The sequence below is a fragment of the Paenibacillus sp. JT22N1 genome (genome assembly GCF_059692155.1).
The window spans coordinates 60,844-83,267 of record NZ_JCAUAW010000017.1; the positions used below are offsets into that span (position 1 = coordinate 60,844).

Annotated in this window: 19 protein-coding genes; 13 read left to right on the forward strand and 6 right to left on the reverse strand. The window is 42.5% G+C overall.

Annotated features, from left to right (window positions below; genetic code table 11):
• Nucleotides 1–17 precede the first annotated feature (17 nt).
• The 3 genes from AC58UU_RS28650 to AC58UU_RS28660 all read left to right on the forward strand — a co-directional run bounded on the left by AC58UU_RS28650 (nucleotide 18) and on the right by AC58UU_RS28660 (nucleotide 5,968).
• On the forward strand, nucleotides 18–1,781 hold the full coding sequence (locus AC58UU_RS28650) for a carbohydrate-binding domain-containing protein (RefSeq protein WP_497320652.1): 1,764 nt from the start codon (nucleotides 18–20) through the stop codon (nucleotides 1,779–1,781).
• A gap of 252 nt (nucleotides 1,782–2,033) precedes the next feature.
• Entirely contained in the window at nucleotides 2,034–3,050 is a 1,017-nt protein-coding gene (locus AC58UU_RS28655; RefSeq protein ID WP_497320772.1) for an SDR family oxidoreductase, read from the forward strand.
• A gap of 494 nt (nucleotides 3,051–3,544) precedes the next feature.
• Nucleotides 3,545–5,968 (forward strand): EAL domain-containing protein, encoded by a 2,424-nt coding sequence (locus AC58UU_RS28660; protein ID WP_497320654.1) that lies wholly within the window; start codon nucleotides 3,545–3,547, stop codon nucleotides 5,966–5,968.
• A gap of 90 nt (nucleotides 5,969–6,058) precedes the next feature.
• On the opposite strand, the gene AC58UU_RS28665 is transcribed toward AC58UU_RS28660, so the two are convergent.
• The 3 genes from AC58UU_RS28665 to AC58UU_RS28675 all read right to left on the reverse strand — a co-directional run bounded on the left by AC58UU_RS28665 (nucleotide 6,059) and on the right by AC58UU_RS28675 (nucleotide 9,842).
• Nucleotides 6,059–7,798, reverse strand: coding sequence for a glycine betaine ABC transporter substrate-binding protein (locus AC58UU_RS28665; RefSeq protein WP_497320656.1), 1,740 nt, complete (start codon nucleotides 7,796–7,798; stop codon nucleotides 6,059–6,061).
• On the reverse strand, nucleotides 7,798–9,000 hold the full coding sequence (locus AC58UU_RS28670; protein WP_497320658.1) for a quaternary amine ABC transporter ATP-binding protein: 1,203 nt from the start codon (nucleotides 8,998–9,000) through the stop codon (nucleotides 7,798–7,800). The genes AC58UU_RS28665 and AC58UU_RS28670 overlap by 1 nt, the downstream gene beginning before the upstream one ends.
• 287 nt (nucleotides 9,001–9,287) lie before the next feature.
• Nucleotides 9,288–9,842: a DUF3231 family protein gene (locus AC58UU_RS28675; protein WP_497320660.1), complete on the reverse strand. Its 555-nt coding sequence runs from the start codon at nucleotides 9,840–9,842 to the stop codon at nucleotides 9,288–9,290.
• A gap of 101 nt (nucleotides 9,843–9,943) precedes the next feature.
• Here AC58UU_RS28675 and AC58UU_RS28680 point away from each other — a divergent pair, with 101 nt between their 5' ends.
• The 10 genes from AC58UU_RS28680 to AC58UU_RS28725 all read left to right on the forward strand — a co-directional run bounded on the left by AC58UU_RS28680 (nucleotide 9,944) and on the right by AC58UU_RS28725 (nucleotide 20,388).
• On the forward strand, nucleotides 9,944–10,651 hold the full coding sequence (locus AC58UU_RS28680) for a response regulator transcription factor (protein WP_497320662.1): 708 nt from the start codon (nucleotides 9,944–9,946) through the stop codon (nucleotides 10,649–10,651).
• Nucleotides 10,648–11,649: a sensor histidine kinase gene (locus AC58UU_RS28685; RefSeq protein ID WP_497320663.1), complete on the forward strand. Its 1,002-nt coding sequence runs from the start codon at nucleotides 10,648–10,650 to the stop codon at nucleotides 11,647–11,649. The genes AC58UU_RS28680 and AC58UU_RS28685 overlap by 4 nt, the downstream gene beginning before the upstream one ends.
• A 91-nt stretch (nucleotides 11,650–11,740) precedes the next feature.
• Nucleotides 11,741–12,505, forward strand: a complete 765-nt coding sequence (locus tag AC58UU_RS28690; protein ID WP_497320773.1) for an ABC transporter ATP-binding protein — start codon at nucleotides 11,741–11,743, stop codon at nucleotides 12,503–12,505.
• Complete coding sequence (locus AC58UU_RS28695) at nucleotides 12,480–14,363, forward strand: ABC transporter permease (protein WP_497320665.1); 1,884 nt, start codon at nucleotides 12,480–12,482, stop codon at nucleotides 14,361–14,363. The genes AC58UU_RS28690 and AC58UU_RS28695 overlap by 26 nt, the downstream gene beginning before the upstream one ends.
• Nucleotides 14,364–14,519: 156 nt before the next feature.
• On the forward strand, nucleotides 14,520–15,833 hold the full coding sequence (locus AC58UU_RS28700; protein WP_497320667.1) for an ATP-binding protein: 1,314 nt from the start codon (nucleotides 14,520–14,522) through the stop codon (nucleotides 15,831–15,833).
• Nucleotides 15,808–16,701 carry a response regulator gene (locus AC58UU_RS28705; RefSeq protein ID WP_497320668.1) on the forward strand — a complete coding sequence of 298 codons (894 nt, stop codon included), beginning with the start codon at nucleotides 15,808–15,810 and terminating at the stop codon, nucleotides 16,699–16,701. The genes AC58UU_RS28700 and AC58UU_RS28705 overlap by 26 nt, the downstream gene beginning before the upstream one ends.
• A 290-nt stretch (nucleotides 16,702–16,991) precedes the next feature.
• Complete coding sequence (locus AC58UU_RS28710) at nucleotides 16,992–17,801, forward strand: transporter substrate-binding domain-containing protein (protein WP_497320669.1); 810 nt, start codon at nucleotides 16,992–16,994, stop codon at nucleotides 17,799–17,801.
• 97 nt (nucleotides 17,802–17,898) lie between these two features.
• Nucleotides 17,899–18,555: an amino acid ABC transporter permease gene (locus AC58UU_RS28715; RefSeq protein ID WP_497320671.1), complete on the forward strand. Its 657-nt coding sequence runs from the start codon at nucleotides 17,899–17,901 to the stop codon at nucleotides 18,553–18,555.
• Nucleotides 18,552–19,274 (forward strand): amino acid ABC transporter ATP-binding protein, encoded by a 723-nt coding sequence (locus AC58UU_RS28720; protein WP_497320672.1) that lies wholly within the window; start codon nucleotides 18,552–18,554, stop codon nucleotides 19,272–19,274. The genes AC58UU_RS28715 and AC58UU_RS28720 overlap by 4 nt, the downstream gene beginning before the upstream one ends.
• Nucleotides 19,275–19,398: 124 nt before the next feature.
• Entirely contained in the window at nucleotides 19,399–20,388 is a 990-nt protein-coding gene (locus tag AC58UU_RS28725; protein ID WP_497320673.1) for an asparaginase, read from the forward strand.
• Nucleotides 20,389–20,416: 28 nt separating this feature from the next.
• Here the strand turns inward: AC58UU_RS28725 and AC58UU_RS28730 are convergent, their stop codons facing one another.
• The 3 genes from AC58UU_RS28730 to AC58UU_RS28740 form a co-directional block, all read right to left on the reverse strand.
• A complete protein-coding gene (locus AC58UU_RS28730) occupies nucleotides 20,417–20,926 on the reverse strand; it encodes a DinB family protein (protein WP_497320675.1) in 510 nt (169 codons plus the stop codon).
• Nucleotides 20,927–20,930: 4 nt separating this feature from the next.
• Nucleotides 20,931–21,326, reverse strand: coding sequence for a VOC family protein (locus tag AC58UU_RS28735; protein ID WP_497320676.1), 396 nt, complete (start codon nucleotides 21,324–21,326; stop codon nucleotides 20,931–20,933).
• Between the two features lie 62 nt (nucleotides 21,327–21,388).
• Entirely contained in the window at nucleotides 21,389–22,363 is a 975-nt protein-coding gene (locus AC58UU_RS28740; RefSeq protein WP_497320677.1) for a helix-turn-helix transcriptional regulator, read from the reverse strand.
• Between the last annotated feature and the right edge of the window lie 61 nt (nucleotides 22,364–22,424).

Here is a 22,424-nt window from a genome sequence, read left to right on the forward strand (position 1 = left end):
AGAGAGGTAGATGAGATATGAAAAAACTTTTAATAACAAAACAAGCCGGTGTAGTTCTATTATGTGCTGTTATAGCATCAGCATGCAGCAATCAAACCGCCACAACAAATTCCAATGCGGAGGCTTCTTCGACAGCATCGACTCAGTCTACGGCAGCCGCGTCAAGTACGAAAGCAGCCAGCACCGATCTAATCCAGAAGGTCGAGTATGCTGATGATGACAAGTACACAGACTGGAGCTCGTCAAATCCGACCGAAATCAAGCTGAATGGTACCGGTGCAAGCATTAACGGTTCAGGGGCAGAGGTGAAGGAAAGTACGGTCTCGATCACAGCGGCCGGAACCTATGTGGTGAGCGGGAAACTAGATAACGGTCAAATCGCTGTTAACGTCAAGGATGAAGGAATCGTTCGTTTGGTGTTAAACGGAGCGGAGATTTATAACAGCAGTACCTCGGCTATCTTCGTCGAAGAAGCAGGAAAGACGATTATCTCGTTGCAAGAGGGAACAACTAATCTAGTATCGGACGGAAAAACTTACGTCTACCCTGATGCGTCAACAGACGAACCCAATTCGGCTATCTTCAGTAAAGACGATCTTACGATCAATGGTACCGGAAAGCTCGTCGTTCAAGGAAATTATAACAATGGTATCACGAGTAAGGATAAGCTGAAAATAACGGGAGGAACGCTTGATATTCAAGCGGTTGACGATGCACTGATGGGGCGCGACTTGGTAGCTGTTCAAGAAGGCAATATAACCATCGAAGCGGGCGGACACGGAATCAAAACGTCAAACGATACAGAGGGTTCTGAAGGTTACATTGACATTGCCGGCGGTTCGTTCAACATCAATTCCGGCGAAGATGCCTTACACAGCAGCGGCGGCCTTCACGTAAATGGGGGAGATGTGCATATTAATGCCGGCGACGATGGAATCCACGCGGAAGTCTCGATCGCAATCGCGGGAGGTACGATTGATATTGCCAAAAGCAATGAAGGGATCGAAGCCCCTACGGTCGTGATTTCAGAGGGTAAAACAAGTGTTGTCGCAAGTGACGACGGCGTGAATATCTCATCGGGAGATGCCGAAGCCGCTGGTGGAGGTGGGCCCAGTGAACCTGGTGGAAATCAATCCGGTGCGGCTTCAACTAACAAACTCACGATTAGCGGAGGGAATCTAACTGTTGATTCCAAAGGCGATGGTTTAGATTCGAACGGTTCGATTGCAATGACCGGCGGTACCGTTATCGTAAACGGTCCAATCGAGAACAACAACGGTTCCCTTGATTATGACGGGACGTTCGAAATGACGGGCGGATTCCTCGTTGCCGCAGGCAGCTCCGGCATGGCTCAAGCCACGTCCGAGAAATCAACACAATCCGGCGTACTGATGACGTATACGAAGACCCAACAAGCAGGCGCGATCGTTCATCTGGAAGATAGCGAAGGGAATACGATCATCACCTTTGCGCCATCGAAAAATTATCAGTCTGTGTTCGTCAGCTCACCAACGATCAAGAAGGATGCAGCGTACACGCTTAGCTCGGGAGGAACATCGACTGGTAGTCAAGTGAACGGTCTCTATGACGGGGGCGAGTATCAAGGCGGGACGAAGGTGGTCGACTTCACAACTTCGACTGTCATAACCTGGTTGTCCGAATCGGGTGTGACCGCGGCAAGAAGCGGGATGGGAGGGCCCGGCGGCAATCCAGGACAGGGAGGGGGCAGAGGTGGAATGCCACCAGCAGGTGGTGGAGAACCGCCGCAAAAGACGCAGTAATTGATCAAGTTAGCTCATGAAGTTCAAAGTATCGTCATAATTCTATTAGCTGTGTACACAGATTTAGAAGCGTTTAATTACTTCATGATCGAATTAAAGGAATAGATATTAATAGCTTGTAAAAGCGCAACCCTATCTTATGAGATAGGGTTTTGTGTTTTGGAGGTTTTGTGATAGCAACGTCGAATGATTGTGTTACAAGATATGTAAAATCATATGGAAGATATCAACATTATCGGAGGTGGATTTGATATGAGAGCGCTATTTATCGGAGGTACTGGGACGATCAGCTCTGCAATCACCAAGCAGTTGTTAGAAAAAGGATGCGAGCTTTATCTTCTCAATAGAGGCACAAGGAATGAGAACTTGCCAGCGGGCGTAAACATTTTGAAAGCGGATATTAATGATGAAGATCAAGTAGCTAAGCTTATTGAAAACTTGGAGTTTGATGTCGTTGCAGATTTTATAGCATTTGAACCGGTTCAGGTGGAAAGAGATTATCACTTATTTAAGGATAAAACGAAACAATTTATGTTTATTAGCTCAGCTTCTGCGTATCAAACGCCGTTGTCCGATTATAGAGTTACGGAGGGAACTCCTTTATCAAATCCATATTGGGAGTATTCCAGAAATAAGATTGCGTGTGAAGAATATTTAGTGAAGCAGTATCGTGAGAATGGCTTTCCGATAACGATCGTAAGACCAAGCCACACTTATAGTGAACGTTCGATTCCACTTGGCGTACATGGAAGTAAGGGTACCTGGCAGGTTGCTAAGCGAATGTTGGAGAATAAACCCGTGATCATTCATGGAGATGGTACTTCCCTCTGGACAATGACACACAATAGTGATTTTGCAAAAGGTTTTATTGGTTTAATGGGCAATATTCATGCGATTGGTGAGTCCGTTCATATCACATCAGATGAGACGGTTACCTGGAATCAAATTTATGAGGTAATTGCGGATGCCCTTGGAGTGAAACTCAAAGCTGTCCATGTTTCATCTGAATTTCTGGCTGCATGCAGTAAGGAGGATTACAGAGGTGGGTTGCTAGGAGATAAAGCTAATTCGGTCGTATTTGATAATTCAAAGCTGAAAAGACTTGTTCCCGAATTTGTTGCAAGTACGCGATTTGATCAAGGAATTAGGCAAACGATCGCATACATTTTAGCCCATCCTGAACATCAAACAGAGGATAAGGAATTTGATAGTTGGTGTGATAAGGTTATCCATGCATTAGATGCTGCTTTAAGGAATATAACTGAATAGGTCATTCCAAAGGTAGGGATCAGCTATGTATTGGTCATTTTTAATAATTATTTTGATATGCGTTCTAATTTTTTTGTTCCTGCTTGCACGCAAGGCTAGAGATAAACTTGAGACAAGTAAAGTAGTTCAACTATCACTTAAACAAAAAAAGAATTCGGTGAATAAACAAACTTGTAGTTTTTGTCGAAAAAAAGCCAAACGTCTTCATTTTTATTCTTCAGAAAACGGTCAGGTAATAGGAGTATGTGACCAATGTAAACCGCAAGCAGAGCGGCGAGCTTTGATGAGAATATAATCAAGTATGAAGGCATTCGTTGGTGACAATAGTTAAAAAACAGGTCGGGAGAGTTTTTGTCCTGGCCTGTTCTTTTTGTGTTGATTAAAGATACTTCTTCCATAATGCTGGAATTATTCATGCAGGTAATAGCAGGAAACTAGTCGAATATAATTGGAAATTGTCGTTTTCTGAGGCAAATAAGGAGAATTAAAATTTCATGATGGAGACACTCTCAAATACCTATGACTTCCCCCTAGTCCTTCTTTCGATTATTATCGCAATAATTGCTTCGTTTGCTGCATTGGATCTAGGAATTCGTATACATAAAGCAAAAGGTTATGCACGTTACATCTGGTTATCTGGAGGAGCATTTGCGATGGGAATGGGCATTTGGTCCATGCATTTTATAGCTATGCTTGCTTTCCATTTGTCTATTCCTGTCACGTATAATTTAATGCTGGTCATTGTTTCTATTATTCCTGCCATTTTTTCATCGGGGTTAGCACTGCATATTGTAAGCCAACCTTCTATGCGTAAATTCCAAGTGATCACGGGTGCCCTTTTCATTGGGACTGGAATTGTTTCTATGCATTATATCGGTATGGAAGCCATGGTGATGGAAGCAACAATTACGTACAATCGTTTTTTATGGGCTCTTTCTGCCATCATTGCTGTTGTCGTATCATTAGTAGCCTTGCTTCTATTGTTTTTGGCGAAACGGAATTCGAGTAAACCGGGTTTTGGGTGGAGAAAAGTAGGAAGTGCCCTCATTATGGGAGTAGCTATATCTGGCATGCATTTCACTGGGATGTCGGCAGCAACGTTCAAACACGATCATCAACATATCAGCTTGTCGGGATCATCGTTCGATAATACGCTTCTAGCGTATTCGATTGGAATTGGCATGCTGATCATTTTGGGGCTGGTGTTTATCAGCACTTTTGTTGAAAACCGTTTTGAATCCCAATCTTTAGGGTCAGAAAGAAAATTCCGATCCGTGATCGAGTCCGCTAACGACGCCATTATTTTAGCCGACAGCAAAGGTACCATTATTTTATGGAACACCGGAGCCCAGCTCATTTTTGGGTATCAAGAAAAAGATGTTTTAGGTAAAAAGCTACAAATCATAATACCTGAACGATACAGAGAAGCTCATCAAAAAGGAATGGAACGTTACCTTACCACAGGCAAACCTCACGTTATTGGGAAAACCGTCGAATTACAAGGACTGAGAGAAGACGGAAGTGAATTTCCAATCGAACTTTCTATTGCCGATTGGGTAGAGGAAGGAAATACCTACTTCAGCAGCATCATTCGAGATATTACGGAACGCAAAAAAGCCGAAGAAAAAATCAACCAAATGGTATATCTTGATCCTTTGACGGGACTACCGAATCGACGCTTACTAAATGATCGCCTGACGCAAGCGTTGGATCAGGCAAGTGAAAATAAACAGATCATAGGGATTATGTTTATCGATTTGGATCGTTTCAAATATATTAACGACACGTTAGGACATGCCATGGGTGATCGTTTATTGATTGAAGTTGCCAAGCGACTTCGAGACTGCATGGGTAAAATGGATACCGTTTCACGCCAAGGTGGAGATGAGTTTATTGTGCTCCTCCCTAATACGACTTCTGATGAGATTACGAAAAAAGCCCAAAATATAGTCCATTTATTCACGAAATCGGTTGTGTTAAGTGAACACGAGATGTTTGTAACCCCATCGATTGGGATTAGCTTGTATCCATCCGATGGCAGGGATATAGAGACCTTGATCAAGAATGCAGATACAGCCATGTACCGTGTAAAAGAGCAAGGAAAAAATAATTTTCAGTTTTATACACCGGATATGAATGAAGCGGTGTCCCAAAAAATGAAGTTAGAGATGGGACTGCGCAAAGGATTGGAACGCGGTGAGTTTAAGGTTTACTATCAACCGCAGATTGATGTCATTTCCGGTAAAGTGATTGGGGTAGAAGCCTTGATCCGCTGGCAGCATCCGGAGTGGGGAAATATCCCTCCCGATGAGTTTATACCTTTAGCGGAGGAAACTGGATTAATCATCCCAATAGGCGAATGGGTGCTTTATGAGGCATGCCACCAAAATAAAATTTGGCAAAATACAGGCTATCCTCCTTTACGAATCGCTGTAAATATTTCTTCCCGTCAATTTCAACAGAATAATTTAGTTGAGATGGTCAGTAAAACTTTAAAAGAAACGGAACTAGACCCTCAATATCTTGAGCTTGAACTAACGGAAAGCATCATCCAAGATTCGAAGTATGCTATTACTACGATGCAAAAACTAAAAGCAATGGGTATTCATCTATCCATTGACGATTTTGGAACAGGATATTCTTCTTTAAGTTATTTGAAGCTTTTCCCCATCGACAGCTTAAAAATCGATCGCTCTTTTACAAGTAATATTTTTGCGGATTCAAAGGATGCAGCACTTGTTCATACCATAATCGCTATGGCACACAATCTGGATTTAAAAGTGATTGCGGAAGGCGTTGAAACGCAGGAGCAGTTACATTTCCTTAGGCAAAGACAATGTAATGAAGCGCAAGGATACTTTTTTAGCCGACCAGTATCTGGTGAAGAACTCTCCATTTTCTTAAAGAACCGTTTGTAATAGTAGACACTCCCTTGAGAAGGTTACCCCCATACAAAAAAGACTGGACAAGTATATACTTATCCAGTCATTTTGCGTATTACGTCCCAGCTATCTTTTAACTAGATCCTCAATGGAAGTAATGGTCATGTATTTCGGAACGACTAGACCGAGCTTGGTTCCAATCAGGTTGGGCCCTAGGTCCTCGAATTTACCTTTAAACTTCTCATAATAATCTTTATGCGTGGTTGGCAGCCAAGCTGCCACCATGGCGTCAGCGTCACCGCTAGCGATGCCAGCCCACATGGGTCCTGCCTCCACCTGAAGCATGTCCACTTGGTATCCTAGCTTGCTTTCCAGCACGTATTTAACCACATTTGTACTCGCGATTTCAGAATCCCATGCTACATAGGCAAGCTTTAACTTCTTCCCATTCGCTTTGGGAATACCGCTAATCCATGCATTCACTTTATCCGGATTAGTCTCCACCCACTGCGAAGCCGATTCCTCGGGTTTCTGACCCTCTTGGATTTTGGCCATCACTTGTTCCATATCAGCAGGTTTCCACTGAAATTTATCGAGGAATTGGTAGGCTGAAGGATGATCGGCTTGCAAATGGAGACGCACAATCGTGTGAATCTCCTCATCTCCACCGAATACGTTTTTTGGATCCGCCAAATATTTCAGATCATACTTAGAAAACATCCAGTGTGGTGTCCAGCCGGTCACAATAATGGGCTTGCCTTCCTTATACGCTCTGTCCAAGGCAATTGTCATAGCTGTACTGGACCCTTCAATTAGCTTCCATGAGGTAAGATTATAAGCCTTAAGCGCTTTTTCAGAAGCATTCATTAAGCCAGAACCGGGGTCAATGCCAATAATGCTGTAATTCACCTGGTCTCCGACAAAAGTACTCGTTGAAACAGGAGATTTCTTTCCTATTCCTATAAAGATAGCAACGACACATAAAGCGGCTACGGCCGCGATTATCAGGGGCTTCTTTAATGCGAAAGACTTTTTCCCTTTTCTCTTCTTTCCAATGACGCTCTGTGTTAATCGGTCCAGTAGGATAGCCAAAACGACAACAGCAAGTCCTGCCTCAAACCCCTGTCCTGTCTTCAATTGAGTCACAGCCCGGTATACGTCTGCTCCGACACCCTGTGCTCCGATCATTGAAGCAATGACCACCATCGATAGAGACAGCATAATGGTCTGGTTGATCCCGGCTAATATGGTCGGCAGTGCCAATGGAAACTGTACTTTGAAAAGCTTCTGAGCCGGGGTTGACCCGAATGCATCGGCAGCTTCCACTAAATCGGCAGGTACCTGCAGGATACCGAGGTTCGTTAAGCGAATGGTAGGCGGGATAGAGAAAATAACCGAGGCGATAACGCCTGGAACCACGCCAAGACCGAAGAAAGTAACCGCAGGAATGAGGTATACAAACGCCGGCATCGTCTGCATAAAATCCAGCATCGGGGTCAGTGTACTCCTCACCGAGCGGTTTCTGGCACACCAAATCCCGAGTGGCAGTCCAAGAACGATGGAAATAAGGGCGGAGGTTAATACCAAAGCCAATGTGTCCATTGTGGAGTCCCAGTATCCGAGATTAAGGATAAGCAGCAATCCGAGCACTGTAAATAACGCCAGCCGCCACTTGCCGAAATAGTAAGCAACGAGCGTTAGAAGTACGATAACAACGATAGCGGGGAAGGCATGAAATAGGAAAGTAAATCCGCCTACGATCCCACTAATGATAGATGAGAAGAAATCAAAGAGGAAGGCAAAATGGGTATTGAACCAACTGATGATGGATTCGACCCAGCGGTCCAAAGGAATTTTCGTGAACATTATGGGTTCACCTTCTTGTCAGTAGTATCATGGGTGCCTGCGATGGCAGCTAGGACTGCGCCACGAACTATAATGCCTAGTAAACGGCCTTTTTCGTCTACCACAGTAACCGGAATTTTGGCACTACTAATAAGCTCGAAGCATTCATTCAAATGGATGTCAGGCGGGACGGTAGGCACATCACGGATAACGATATCCCCAATTGATTTACCACCTTGAACAGCCATAGCGGCATCTTCTGCCGTAATGGCGCCAATGAGCCGTTTTGCTTTGTCCACAACGTACAGGTTCGAAATCCCACTATCCTGCATCAACTGCAAGGCAACCCTTGGTCCTCTTTCCAGAGTGATCGTTTCTGGCCTGCGCATCACGTATGCTGCCGTTAATACTTTGGACAGATCGACATCCTCTACGAATCGTTGCACATACTTGTTCGCTGGATTCATTAATATTTCTTCCGGAGTCCCAATCTGCACAATAGATCCGTCTCGCATCAGAGCGATCCTGTCACCGATTCGCAATGCTTCATCCAAATCATGCGTAATGAAAATAATTGTTTTTTTCATTTTATCCTGGAGCTCCAGCAGTTCATCCTGCATATCCTTACGAATTAAAGGATCCAGTGCGCTGAATGCCTCATCCATGAGCAGAACATCTGGATCATTCGCTAGAGCGCGCGCCAGTCCAACCCGCTGCTGCATGCCTCCGCTCAGCTGATCGGGACTGCTGTCCTCCAATCCTTTTAAACCGACAAGCTCCAATGATTCCAGTGCTTTCTGCCGATTGGCCTGTTTGGATCCCCCTTGAATCTCCAGTCCAAACTCCACATTCTCAATGATTGTTTTATGTGGAAACAAGGCGAATTTCTGGAAAACCATGCTGATCTTTCTACGCCTAACTTGACGGAGCTGTTCATGGTTCATCGTTACAATGTTCTCCCCATCAATGAGAATCGTTCCAGAGGTGGGTTCAATAAGACGATTCAGTAGACGGACCAGAGTAGATTTACCGCTTCCCGACAGTCCCATAATTACGAAGATTTCTCCCGATTGTATGCTGAAACTGACCTTGTTGACACCAACTGTATGCTTCGTTTCTTCATGTATTTTCTTTTTGGACCATCCTTTATCAAGAAGCAAGAGAGCCTTTTGAGGATCATGTCCGAATACCTTCGTCAAATTATTGACTTCAACAATATGCATAGCTACCTCCCGTTGTTTAGTTGAAATCAGACTATCCTTAAATCAGAAATTCCCTATCCGATCAAAAAAGTCGTAATAATTATATAAACATAATAACGAGAATTGAAACACGAGGTCCAAAAAGGGATAAGAAGTGCGAGAGGTTTTTTTAATTCTGGATTCCTTGACAGGTGAAACAGGCGAGCTGTATTTGAGTATGGTGTAATCATTGACGAACCGGGGTTCTGAGGTTTTTGAAAAGGGGCTTTCCTAAGAGTTTAAGACTTAAAAGGTAGCCCCATAAAGTTTTAAGTTGAAGTTTGTTGGGAGTCGGGTGGAATGAAAAACGGCGGTATTTTAAGCCACCCGCGTTTCATCATTAATTGTTTTAATTTCCCCCCCAACATCACTTTTTCAGCTTGGAATTGAAGAAATATTAAACCGAAATCGGTCCGGATCGATTCTGCATAGGCACCTGCAGCACGGAGAATCAAACTAACGATTTTAAAGGATAATTCGTTGGCAAGCACTTCATCCGTCAATTTAACACCAAGCGGAATACTGTTAGGATCTGATTGAGGCATATCTTCATGAGCAGGCGGTAAAGTTATTCCTTCCTTGAGCATGAAATCATAGAGACGTTCCCGTTGACCATGGTTGAGTTCCAAATCTTCCTTGAGCACTGCTCTTAGATCTTCATCATTAGTGGTGTTTATACCCGCTTGAACAGTTGCTTTGGATACTTCAAGACCTGCTAAGTAAATCCAACAAGCCATCACCTCACCTACATGAAGAGGGTGGGGTTTTTCTTCATCTGTCAAAGATTTAATTGTAGTAATTGCTGCTTCCAATATGCTAACCATGATGATTCCTCCCGGCATTGTCATTTATTTGCATATTGTTTACTTGGAAGTCTTTTTTATTCATACTAAAAGTGTGCCGCCAATCGGAAGGAGAGACAGATGTGCAAACCATTATGATAGTTGAAGACGATCCCAAAATTGCTGAGCTCTTACAGTCTTACATAAAAAAATACGGCTATAACGTAACATCAGTAACTGATTTTGATCACGTAATGGATGATTTTCATAAAAACAGGCCGGATCTTGTGCTTCTCGATATCAATCTACCCAGCTATGATGGGTATTATTGGTGCCGGCAGATTCGTACGCAATCGATATGTCCTGTCCTATTTATATCAGCGCGAACCGGTGAAATGGATCAGGTCATGGCGCTGGAAAATGGCGGAGATGATTTTATTACAAAGCCGTTTCATGCTGAAATTGTCTTAGCGAAAATTCGCAGTCATCTTCGGCGTGCTTACGGGGAATACGCGGTGAAGGTTGGCGAGCGAGTATTGGAAAGAGACGGGCTGAAGCTTTATCCAGAACGGCTGGAATTCATATTCGGTACAAAAGCTGCTTCCCTGACCAAAAAAGAAGCCGACATCATCGAAAGTCTGATGGAGCGCTATCCGCGTGTATCTGGTCGTGAAGATTTACTTGAAAAGCTATGGGACGATCAAGCGTACGTAGATGAAAATACGCTCAATGTAAACATTACACGCGTAAGGAAAAAATTTCTTGAGCTAGGCATAGAAGATGCAGTGGAAACGGTAAGGGGCGCCGGATATCGTCTGAACGTTACATGGACGAAGGCGGGAGATCAATGAAGTTATTTATCAAAGAGCATTCTCTATTGTTGGTCTTGCAGATTATTCAATTTATCACGATCCTAGGCATTTACTGGCTTGATGGATATCGCAATACGGCACCGGCTATTTATGCCATTTTCCTCGGATTCTTCTTTCTTGGATGCTATCTGTTATATCAATACTATAGCCGTCGCAGTTTCTATCAACGCCTCAGCAACCCACTCGAGTCACTGGATGATTCCTTCCAGAAAACGGAGCAAACCCCTGTGTCGGAAGCTTTTAATAAGCTGTTGAGAAATCAGTATAAGCATTACCAGCAACAAATCAAAACGGCAGAGCATCGACAAGAGGAGCATCTGAAGTTTATGGACCAATGGGTACACCAGATGAAAACACCTCTGTCAGTCATCGAACTCACAGCTCGAAATTTGGATGAACCGGAATCTTCTTATATTCGCGAAGAGACGGAGCGAATGAAGACGGGGTTAAATACGATTCTGTACATGGCGCGCCTTCGAACCATTGAGCAGGATTTTCATGTCAAACCTGTCGTTCTGTCCAAAATCGTGAATGAAGTGAATCAGGAAAATAAACGGTTCTATATCCGTAATCAGGTTTATCCTCAACTGCAAGAGATAAAGGAAGGAATCGTCGTAGAGACGGATGAAAAATGGCTGTTTTTTATGCTTTCACAACTTGTAAATAATGCGGTGAAGTATTCAGCAGGAAAAAGCAAAAAAATGAACATTTCCCTATATGAGAAAGATAATGAAGCGGTATTGGAGGTAACTGACTTCGGAGTGGGCATCCCGGATACCGATAAAATCCGTATTTTCAACCCTTTTTACACAGGGGAAAATGGGCGTAAATTCAGAGAATCGACCGGAATGGGTCTTTATTTAACGAAGGAGGCAGCCGAACATCTGGGACATCGCATAGAACTTGATTCGGAAGTTTACGTAGGTACAACCTTTCGAATTATTTTCGCGTCATCGCAAAACCTTACATCCGTGTAAGGAAAGTGAAAGGAGAATCAATAGTTGGATTCGGTCGATAGCGGTACACTAATCACAGATCGAATGATGACTATTTGAAAGGGGCTTCGTGATGCTGAATGTGAAGCAAGCTAGTAAAATCTATGAGGGGAAGATCGCCTACCGCGCTTTATCGGATATAGATTTAACCATTGAATCAGGTGAATTTGTTGGCATTATGGGTCCGTCTGGAAGCGGGAAAACAACTTTGCTTAATATGATCGCAACCATAGACGAACCGACAACTGGCGAAATCTTAATCGCTGGCAATAATCCGCATCATCTAAGTAAAAACGACTTAGCTAAATTCCGCCGGCGTGAGCTGGGATTTGTGTTTCAAGACTTTAATCTCCTACACACGTTAACCGTTGAAGAAAACATCGTTCTGCCTTTGACATTGGACGGAAAAAAAGTCAGCGAGATGAAGCAAAAGGCAAATGAAATTGCCAAGAAACTTGGGATTACAGATATTATGAAAAAGCGCACGTACGAGATATCTGGTGGACAGGCGCAGAGAGCGGCCGTTGCAAGGGCGATGATTCATACGCCTAAGCTATTGCTTGCAGATGAACCGACTGGAAATCTGGATTCAAAGGCATCGAAGGATGTTATGGAAATGCTTGAATCCATCAATCAAACAGATCAAACAACGATGATGCTCGTAACGCATGACCCTCAAGCAGCGAGTTATTGCAACAGAGTCGTCTTCATCCGAGATGGCAGGTTTTATTCCGAAATTCATCGCGGCGATAATCGTCAAGTCTTCTTCCAGAAGATTATCGATACACTCTCTTTATTGGGAGGTAACGCAAATGACCTTTCGTCAATTCGCGTTTAATAACGTCACACGCAATAAAAGACTGTATGCGGCCTATTTTCTAAGCAGTATGTTCATGGTGATGGTATTTTTCACTTTTGCTATTTTTGCTTTCCATCCGGCGCTGAACGGAGGAGCTGTGAATGGCAAAGCAACCTTTGGTCTTAATATAGCTTCAGGAATCATTTATGTCTTTTCCTTTTTCTTCGTCTTATATTCGATGAGCTCTTTTTTGCAGTCTCGTAAGAAAGAATTTGGGCTATTGATGATGCTAGGTATGTCCACCAGACAAATCCGTTCGATGGTATTTTGTGAAAATATGTTAATCGGATTTTTCGCAACAATAGGGGGCATTGGTCTAGGATTAGTCTTTGCAAAAGGAATCTTGCTAACAGCTGAAAACGTTCTGATTATCGGAACGGAGTTGAACTTCTATATTCCGTTGAAGGCCATTATCTTAACGTTTGTTTCCTTTACCATTTTGTTTCTGTTCATTTCTTTTGTTGTTTCTTTTGTTCTGCGAAGCGGAAAGTTAATCAACTTGATTAAAGGAGATAAGAAGTCCAAAGGAGAACCCAAGGCATCTGTTTTTTTAACCATAACAGCCATTGCATTGCTAGGGATTGGGTACTTCACTGCTTTGATCGCGAAAGGATCCCTTGTATTCATGGTCATGCTGCCAGTTATTATTGTGGTGATCATAGGCACCTACCTGTTGTTTACCCAATTAAGTGTTTATGTGATTCGCAGTCTAAAGAACAGGGAGTCCATCTTCTGGCGGAATACAAATATGCTTCTGTTTGCTGATCTTTCGTTTCGAATGAAGGATAATGCAAGGACGTTTTTCATGGTTGCCATCATTTCGACCGTAGCCTTTAGCGCCATTGGGTCACTTTATGGATTTCAATCGTTAACCACAGGTTCAACGAAATCACAAAATCCCTACACATTAACCTATACGGCAGACAAGGACAAAAGTAAGGATAAAGAAGAGAAGGATATTGCATTAATCGATGAACAGTTAGGCAGCAAGCAAATCGAGACCGTGAAGGCTCAGGCCATACTCAGTTACTTTCGAGTAAATGATCAAAAGACTCTTATATTGATCGCTAAGCAGTCTGATTATAATCGCTTTGCAAGTATAATTGGAGCGGGTAAAATTAACCTGCAAGACGGGCAGTCGGCAGTCGTTCATACTGAAAGATTCGGGAATAACCGAGATGATAACCAGCTGAAGCAGCCTATTAAGCTGCAATCAGACATAACTTTACAGCCTAATATCATTGTCAGTTCAAGAGTATTTACGGAATTTAGTGATTATTATGTCGTCAAAGATGATGCCTATGAGCAGCTTCCAAATGCAAATGAACAAAGAAGGTTTCATATATGGCAGGCAAAAGGAAGCCAGCAGCAGGCCATTATTCAAGCAGGAGAGATTTTAACCAAACAGGTTGGAAGGCATGAACTGTTTGCTGTTGATTACGAAGTATATGACTTAAATAGAACCTATGGACCGGTGTTGTTCATTGGATTGTTTATTGGAATTGTCTTTTTCGTCTCGGCTGGGAGTTTTCTATATTTCCGCCTCTATACAGATTTAGACGACGACAAACAAAAATTTAAAGCAATAGCCAAAATGGGTTTGACTGAAACCGAATTGAAAAAAGTGCTTAATAGGCAAACAGCGATTCTCTTCTTCGCACCTATTGTTGTAGCGCTTATCCACGGGGGCGTGGCCCTTACGGCATTATCCCATATGTTTAACTATAATTTGTTTACAGAGTCCGCCAGTGTACTATGCGTCTTTGCCGCCATACAAGTTGTCTACTTCTTCATCGTTCGCTTTTTCTATACGAAACAAATTAAAGCTGCAATTTAAAATTTAGCCGTCATTTGCGTGCAGGGTGAACCGCAGCATAAATGACGGCTAGGCTTTTATATAAATGAGGGGTCATGTATGTTAGTATAAAGCATTAGAATTTTAGTTCATGGGTAGCGGATAAAATCTGACCCCCAAGAAGGTGCAAATCGAAAGATGCAGAATTTAGTCAAAAACGAAAGATTGCAAATGATCGTAATCGCTATTGCTACGGCCACGGGCGCACAATTCAAGATAAATCCCTTTAGCAACGATTATTTCCGCATCGGTCTTGGGGTTAGTATCTTTTTGTTTTTTTTATTGCTTATGCCGCATCTACCCTATGTGAAAACGGGTATCCTAACGGGGATTGTTAGCATGATCGTTCAGTCTGGAGATTGGATCACTCACGTTCATTCATTTACAATCATAGAGAGTTTACAGAATAATGCAGCAGCAGGTTGTTACTATGTCGTATTTGCATTTGGAATGAGTAAGCTTCGAAAAAGATTGAACGAATTTCACCCCCTCATTTTAGGTGGATATATAGCGTTAATTGACTTCGTTTCTAATGAAACGGAGCTCTTACTGCGTGGGGTATTCCTCGGTACGAATACCTTTTATTTTAAAGAATGGTTGCTTATAATGGTCATAGCTGTAGTACGCAGTTATTTTACAATCGGACTGTACAACAGTATCGCTATTAGTCAGATGCGGTTACTCCATACTGAACAGGAAAAGCGGATGGAGCAGATGCTGAACATCAACTCTGGTTTATATGGAGAAGCTTTTTATTTGAAAAAAGCCATGGATACCATAGAGGGGATTACCGCGGATAGCTATGACCTCTATCGGAAATTAAATGAGGATAATCTCAAAGGCTATAGTCAGCGTACGTTAGGAATTGCCCAACAAATCCATGAGGTAAAGAAGGATTCCCAACGTATTCTGGCAGGTTTACTGAAATTATTCGATAGTGAAGTTGTTGTTCATATGAGTCTTTCGGAGATCATGCACTTTGTCGTAAAGGGAAATCAAGAATATAGTGAAATGCTAAAGAAAAAGGTTATCATTGAAAAAGAACTGGCATTTAATCTGAACACGACGCACTATGTACCTTTGCTGACGATCATAAATAACTTAGTTGCCAATGCGGTAGAAGCTATAGAGAAAAATGGAACCATACATATTCGGGTCTTTGAAAAAGAAGACGACGTATATTTTATCGTCATAGATTCTGGAAAAGGAATTCCTGATCATAAGAAGGAGCTTATTTTCGAACCAGGTTACACGACAAAATACAATGAAGAAGGGATAGCAGCAACAGGGATCGGTCTTTCTCATGTACGCGATATTGTTCATTCCTTTGGGGGTAGTATCACAGTAGCATCATCGGAGAAAGCAAACGGTACTCAGTTTGTTGTTCGTCTCCCACTAACAAGTCTAATTAAAGAGGGTAGAGTCGATGGCACTTTCAATTATGATCGTTGATGATGATGTCGTTTGCAGAAGTATGCTGCAAGATATTATTGATGAATGCGGCATTGGCGAGGTGATGGGGACGGCGGAAGGTGGAATTGAGGGGGCTCGAATGATCCTTAAATCGAAACCGGATGTCGTGTTGATTGATTTATTAATGCCTGATCAGGATGGTATTGAGACAATCACGCAATTAAAAAATAGTGGGTATGAAGGAAAATTTATTATGATTTCACAAATTGAAAATAAGGACATGGTAGGGGAAGCTTATCAAAAAGGAATCGAGTTCTTCATTCATAAGCCGATTAATCGCGTGGAAGTAGAGCACGTATTGAGCAAAGTCAACGAGCAGTGGAAATATGAGCGGTATGTTTCTGAGATCAAGCAATCTTTAGCTAAATTAGATATCGCCGGACCGTCCTCTCCCCGCAAAGAACGAAAAGTTCGTGATGTGGTGAAGACCATTCTAATGGATTTGGGAATCATCGGTGAGATTGGCAGTAAGGACATTATAGCCTTAATGGAGAATGCCATCGAACATAGAGAGGCAACTAGTTTCCCTCCTTTAAAAGAAATGTACGAGTCTGTCGCCCACACCTATAAACAAGGCCAAAAAGATATTGAGAAAGAAAGCAAGGCGATTGAACAACGCATTCGACGGACAATTATGGCTGCTTTAAATAACATGGCTTCCATTGGTTTAACCGATTATAGTAATCCTAAGTTCGAATATTATGCGCCGCTGTACTTTGATTTCCAGGATATTCGTATGAGGATGAAAGTCATGGACGAAGAACTGCAACCCGATAAAGGAAAAGTAAACATCAAAAAGTTTTTACAAGTATTTTATATGGAGACATTAGAAAAATTAAATAATTGAGTAAGGAATTCAACCTCTCAAGTCTGGAGATAGTAAGGACTAGAGGTTTGGATTCCTTTTTTTTATTTCACTGTGATATATCATCACATGAAAAAGGAGTCGATACGAAATGTAATCGGATACAATTTTTTCTAGTTAAATTACTCGTCGAGCATGTAAACTTTATTTTCATGTCGTGTAATTGTTTTTGTAGGATTCTGTATGTTGCTGTAGAGCAGAAGTTAGTATGTAAATACAAAGTTGATCCAATCAATCGATCTTAAATTTAATAGAAGAAAAGGGGTTCTTACATGAAAAAAGGTTTATCAGTAGTACTTGGAACGGTTATAGCTTTAACACTTAGTGCTTGTGGAAATGGTACAGCTACAGATAATAAGTCTACGCAGACTACACAACCTGCACAAACAGCAGCGGCAGTTAAGAAATACACGTTCGGTACAGATGCGACGTATCCCCCTTTCGAGTTTCAAAAAGATGGCAAGTACATTGGAATAGATATTGATTTAATCAACGCAATTGCCAAAGAAGAGGGATTTGAAGTTGAATTAAAACCTATGAATTTTAAAGGAATTATACCTGCTATTACATCCAAACAATTGGACGGCGCTATAGCTGGTATCAGTATTACGGACGAACGTAAACAGGTTGTTGCCCTTTCGGATCCGTATTACACAGCCGGACTTTCACTAATCGTCCGAGAAGATAATACAACAATCAAAACGCCTGAAGACTTGAAGGGGAAAGTCATTGCTATTAAAAAAGGTACTTCCGGAGCAAAACTAGCAGATGAATATGGTAAAAAATATGGTGCTACAGTTAAGTATTTCGATGATAGTCCGGCCATGTATCAAGAAGTCGCCAATAAAAACGCCGATGTAACGATTGAAGACTTTCCGGTGATCTCGTACAAGATTGCAGTTGATCCGAATTCCAAGCTGAAAATTGTTGGGGATCGTTTGAACGGCGATAACTATGGTATTGCGGTGAGTAAGGAAAACGAAGAATTGATGAAAAAAATTAATGATGGAATCAAAAAGGTAAAAGCTAACGGAAAATACGATGAAATTATCAGCACTTATATGGGAAAATCCACTAAATAGATAACACAAGCGCTAACCTTTTGTCACCCAATGTTCGATGGGCCTCAGAAGGTTAGCGTCATTATGAATTCCATTAAAAAGGAAGGGTTGGGATCTGGTGACTTCCTCGTTGCAGGTTATTTTAGATGCATTACCCATGTTGATGAAAGGCGCTCTAATTACCTTTAAAATTGTTATCATCTCTTTACCGATCGCTTTTCTTATAGGTTTAATTACGGGTTTGATGAATGTTTCTTCTAGTAAAATTCTTCGGGGTATTGCTACTTCTTATGTTGATATCATTCGGGGAACACCGCTGTTAGTGCAGGTCTTCTTTGAGTATTTTGGTATACCCGCTTTCTTTGATATTCGGATACCGGCAGAGACTGCAGGTATTATTGCCATTAGCTTAAATGCTGGTGCTTATATCGCTGAGATTTTCCGTGGGGGCATTAACTCAATTAACAAGGGACAGATGGAAGCGGCACGCTCGTTGGGGCTTAGTAAATGGTTGACGATGCGATTGGTTATTTTACCACAAGCCATTCGCCGGATGATACCTGCTTTTGTCAATCAATTCATTGTAAGTATTAAGGATACTTCCCTTTTGTCCGTCATCGGAATTAGCGAGTTGACACAAAGCGGGGAGATTATTATCTCTGCCAACTATCGTGCTTTTGAGATATGGGGAGTCGTAGGTGTCATCTATTTTATTATCATCTATGCGTTATCCCGCTTAGCTCGCGTATTTGAGAGGAGGTATGCTTCCAAATGATCGTCGTACAAAACTTGAAAAAGAAATTCGGTACGAACGAAGTACTGAAAGATATTTCAACTACGATCCAAGAGAAAGAAGTGGTTTGTGTTATTGGACCTTCTGGATCAGGAAAGAGTACATTCCTACGTTGTCTAAATCTTCTTGAGGATGTGACGTCTGGAAAAGTTGTGATCGGCGATGTCGAAGTGACTTCACCTAACACGAATATTGATCAATTACGCCAAAATGTAGGCATGGTTTTTCAGCTCTTTAACTTATTTCCTCATCTAACCGTATTGGAAAATATCATGCTAGCCCCGAAACACATTAAAAAGATAGATAAGCAGCAAAATGAACAAAAATCCATGGAACTACTGAACAAAGTGGGCTTGGCTGGGAAGCGGGATGCGTACCCTGATCAACTGTCTGGTGGACAACAGCAGCGTGTAGCCATTGCCCGTGCACTGGCTATGAATCCGCGTGTGATGTTATTCGATGAACCGACTTCGGCCTTAGACCCAGAAATGGTAGGCGAAGTACTGCAAGTAATGAAGGATTTGGCCCATGAGGGAATCACCATGATTGTCGTCACGCATGAAATGGGCTTCGCTCGCGAGGTGGCAGATCGTGTAATCTTCATGGATGGAGGGTACATCGTAGAAGAAGGAACACCTTCCGAACTATTCGATTCCCCCAAACACGAACGTACCCAAGCATTTCTTAGCAAAATCCTATAGATGGATTTATAATGGTTATATAAACTCACCTCTAGCAGGTCGCTCATTTTTGAACGACCTTGATAGAGGTTTTCTACATGTTGTCTATTTATGTAACCGGAAACCACGCGAAAGGAACGTTTCTATGAAAAAGATACTTTTGTTAGCTACGGGGGGAACGATCGCGTCTGTGGTTGGGGAAGATGGATTGACCCCGGGGATGACGGCCGATGAACTGATAAGCTATTTGCCGGCACAAAATCACCTGTATCAGGTAGACAGTAACGTACTGATGGAAATTGACAGCACGAATATGCAGCCTGAATTTTGGGTCCGCATCGCGGAAGCCGTTTATAAGAATTATGATGATTATGATGGATTTGTGATCACACATGGGACGGACACGATGAGTTATACGTCAGCCGCGCTTTCCTATATGCTGCAAAACTTGAGTAAGCCGGTTGTTATTACGGGCTCTCAGGTTCCTATCCGAAGCAACCACACTGATGCCATTCATAACATGCGTAACGCTGCCCAGTTTGCCTGTGAAGACATTGGTGGAGTGTTTATTGTTTTTGATGGCAAGGTGATTAACGGAACAAGAGCCGTGAAAGTGAGAACCCGCAGTTACGATGCCTTTGAAAGCATAAATCATCCTTATGTGGCTTACTTTGAAGGCGATGAAATCAAGTACACGAAGCCAGTTGTACCTGCACAAAATAAAGAGATAAAGCTAGACATATCGCTATGTCCCGATGTTTTTTTATTAAAGCTGCATCCAGGTACGAAGCCTGAACTTTTTGACTATCTGAAACAGCACTATAGAGGTGTGATTATCGAAGGCTTTGGTTTAGGAGGGGTTCCTACCCAAGGTCGCAACCTTCTTCCGAAAATCATTGAGCTTATAGAAGCTGGAGTCGCTATTGTTATAACGACACAATGTCTGGAAGAAGGCGGCGATCTGACGCTTTATGAAGTTGGGCGAAGAGTAGGCAGAGAACAGATTATTTCGTCGAAGGACATGAATAAAGAAGCGATCGTTCCGAAACTAATGTGGGCATTAGGCAAGACCAGTGACCTCAAAGAGGTAAAGGAATTGATGGAAACATCGATCGCCGATGATACCACTCTATAAGAGAGATGTTTCGATAGCGGATCTTATTTCACTTATTTACATCATACAAGTAAAACACATAATCACTAGATACACCTGCATGTCCGAGCTGGCGGAGCATAGAAGTGATGTTGCCGCGGTGGTAAGTGCCGTGATTAACAACGTGCTGGACAAGCTCTTCATTGCTGGCATGCAGGACGCCATAGGTTGGATGCGGAAACTCTTTCCTAGCTTGCCAATCGGCATCACTATTCAGAAAGGTTTTGTAAGTCTCGGCTAACTCCGAGAAGGCGGCCTCAAGTTGTTTCAAGCTTTTCCCTTTGGTCTTTTCTTCAGCAGTGACGATCAGCTCTCTGGTTTGCTCATAGCTGCTTCCCTTCATGCCGGACAACCAGACAGTATCCACTCTGTAGATATGCACAAGGCCGGCATGTATGGTTGGAAATACATCGCTCATCTCCTGGAGCAAAATCTCCTCCGGCAGTTCCTCTAAACGAGCGAAAACCCGCTTATTAGCCCATACATGATATTCGTAATTTTTGAGGATTTGACTAGACACCGGATCAAACCTCCTTCTTATTTGCTTGATAGAGTTCTATTAATGTGCCATCTACATCCCGAAAATGGGCAAGTCGTCCATTCCATGTCGGATGATTAAATGGTTCTTTGACGAATTCGATGCCTTTATCGGATAAACGATGGTAAGTATCATCTATATTTTCAACTTCAATATTGAGTACAAAATTCGTTGCATAGCTGCCGCTTTGCCCCAAATCTTCTCCCAGTGCTTCGCCCATGGCTTTGCGGGACAGCAGCTCGATACGAGCAGCGCCTGTGTTAAACAACGCGTACTCCATCGACTCCTCGTACCAGTCAGCTTTCAATTCTAATAGATCCCTATAAAAAGCTGCGCTTTTGTGAAAATCATCTACCAATATACGAACTTGTAATAAATTCATGATCATTCCTCCTTAGGTTTCACCTAAGACCCATTGTAGCCCATCTTCACTGACAGAAACGGTCAGTCAAGCTGCGCCGCCGCATAATAATTGTGTAAATTTTTAGTTACCTGAATCATTTGGTTTTGGAGCAGCTGCGGCTCTTTAATGCGAAGGGTCCCTCCATAAGTCAGAAGAAAGTAGGGAAGGTCATACAGAATGTATCGCTCTTCTAGTTTAAAATGAGCTTCAAGCTGCGAACGTTCTACCAATGCATGGGCCAGGAACCAATGACCACATAGATCATCTAGTGCTTGTTCTCTTCCTGTAATTTTGACAGATATGAGCTCATCCAACTTATCCGAATCAGGCAGCACACCTGAAAGGATAAATTTGCGCGCTGAGAAATCAGCAGGCCGTTCAAAAGTCTTCTCCGTCGTATCCAATTTTCGAATACGATCGATACGAAAGCTTCGAATTTCTTTACGAAGATGACAATGACCTACCACATACCATTTGCTTTTCCAGCAAACAAGTCCGTAAGGATCCAAATGACGAGCTTCTGTTACAGATCCGTAGCCTTTTTGATAATGCATAAATATCGATACGCTCTGAGCCACCGCCATTTCCACTTCTTGAAGCAGGGATACTTGCGAAGCATCAGCCTGGGGAAGAATGACGTCAAGACCTTGCTCATGTAGATTGATTTGATGGCGTTGTGCTTCATTGGTATACATTTTCAGCTTGGTGACGGCCTGACTTAATTTCTCTCCAAACGGATACCCCGCCTCCTGGGCAAAAGCAGCTGCGTGAATCAACGCTTTTTGCTCATCAAGATCAAATACAAGCGGAGCTTCATTGAACTGACCAAGCAAGCTATAACCGCCATAATGCCCGGAATCGGAAATAATCGGGACTCCGCTGGCACATAAAGCATCGATGTATCGATAGACGGTTCGGATGTTAATCTCCAGCTTCTCAGCAAGCTGCTTAGCTGTTATCCGCTTCTGAGATTTGAGCAACCAGAGGATAGAAAGCATATGATCTGCTTTTGACATAACCCATATTCCTTTCCTAGGAAATGCTTTCCATATGCCTCAATCATACCATTGACAGACC

What these genes read in the sequence shown, in the direction of transcription:
- AC58UU_RS28650 (WP_497320652.1), top strand. Translation starts at nt 18, where the DNA reads ATGAAAAAACTTTTAATAACAAAACAAGCCGGTGTAGTTCTATTATGT.
- AC58UU_RS28740 (WP_497320677.1), bottom strand. Translation starts at nt 22,363, where the DNA reads ATGTCAAAAGCAGATCATATGCTTTCTATCCTCTGGTTGCTCAAATCT.
- AC58UU_RS28670 (WP_497320658.1), bottom strand. Translation starts at nt 9,000, where the DNA reads ATGCATATTGTTGAAGTCAATAATTTGACGAAGGTATTCGGACATGAT.
- AC58UU_RS28690 (WP_497320773.1), top strand. Translation starts at nt 11,741, where the DNA reads ATGCTGAATGTGAAGCAAGCTAGTAAAATCTATGAGGGGAAGATCGCC.
- AC58UU_RS28725 (WP_497320673.1), top strand. Translation starts at nt 19,399, where the DNA reads ATGAAAAAGATACTTTTGTTAGCTACGGGGGGAACGATCGCGTCTGTG.
- AC58UU_RS28675 (WP_497320660.1), bottom strand. Translation starts at nt 9,842, where the DNA reads ATGGTTAGCATATTGGAAGCAGCAATTACTACAATTAAATCTTTGACA.
- AC58UU_RS28720 (WP_497320672.1), top strand. Translation starts at nt 18,552, where the DNA reads ATGATCGTCGTACAAAACTTGAAAAAGAAATTCGGTACGAACGAAGTA.
- AC58UU_RS28695 (WP_497320665.1), top strand. Translation starts at nt 12,480, where the DNA reads ATGACCTTTCGTCAATTCGCGTTTAATAACGTCACACGCAATAAAAGA.
- AC58UU_RS28665 (WP_497320656.1), bottom strand. Translation starts at nt 7,798, where the DNA reads ATGTTCACGAAAATTCCTTTGGACCGCTGGGTCGAATCCATCATCAGT.
- AC58UU_RS28710 (WP_497320669.1), top strand. Translation starts at nt 16,992, where the DNA reads ATGAAAAAAGGTTTATCAGTAGTACTTGGAACGGTTATAGCTTTAACA.
- AC58UU_RS28685 (WP_497320663.1), top strand. Translation starts at nt 10,648, where the DNA reads ATGAAGTTATTTATCAAAGAGCATTCTCTATTGTTGGTCTTGCAGATT.
- AC58UU_RS28735 (WP_497320676.1), bottom strand. Translation starts at nt 21,326, where the DNA reads ATGAATTTATTACAAGTTCGTATATTGGTAGATGATTTTCACAAAAGC.
- AC58UU_RS28660 (WP_497320654.1), top strand. Translation starts at nt 3,545, where the DNA reads ATGATGGAGACACTCTCAAATACCTATGACTTCCCCCTAGTCCTTCTT.
- AC58UU_RS28705 (WP_497320668.1), top strand. Translation starts at nt 15,808, where the DNA reads ATGGCACTTTCAATTATGATCGTTGATGATGATGTCGTTTGCAGAAGT.
- AC58UU_RS28700 (WP_497320667.1), top strand. Translation starts at nt 14,520, where the DNA reads ATGCAGAATTTAGTCAAAAACGAAAGATTGCAAATGATCGTAATCGCT.
- AC58UU_RS28655 (WP_497320772.1), top strand. Translation starts at nt 2,034, where the DNA reads ATGAGAGCGCTATTTATCGGAGGTACTGGGACGATCAGCTCTGCAATC.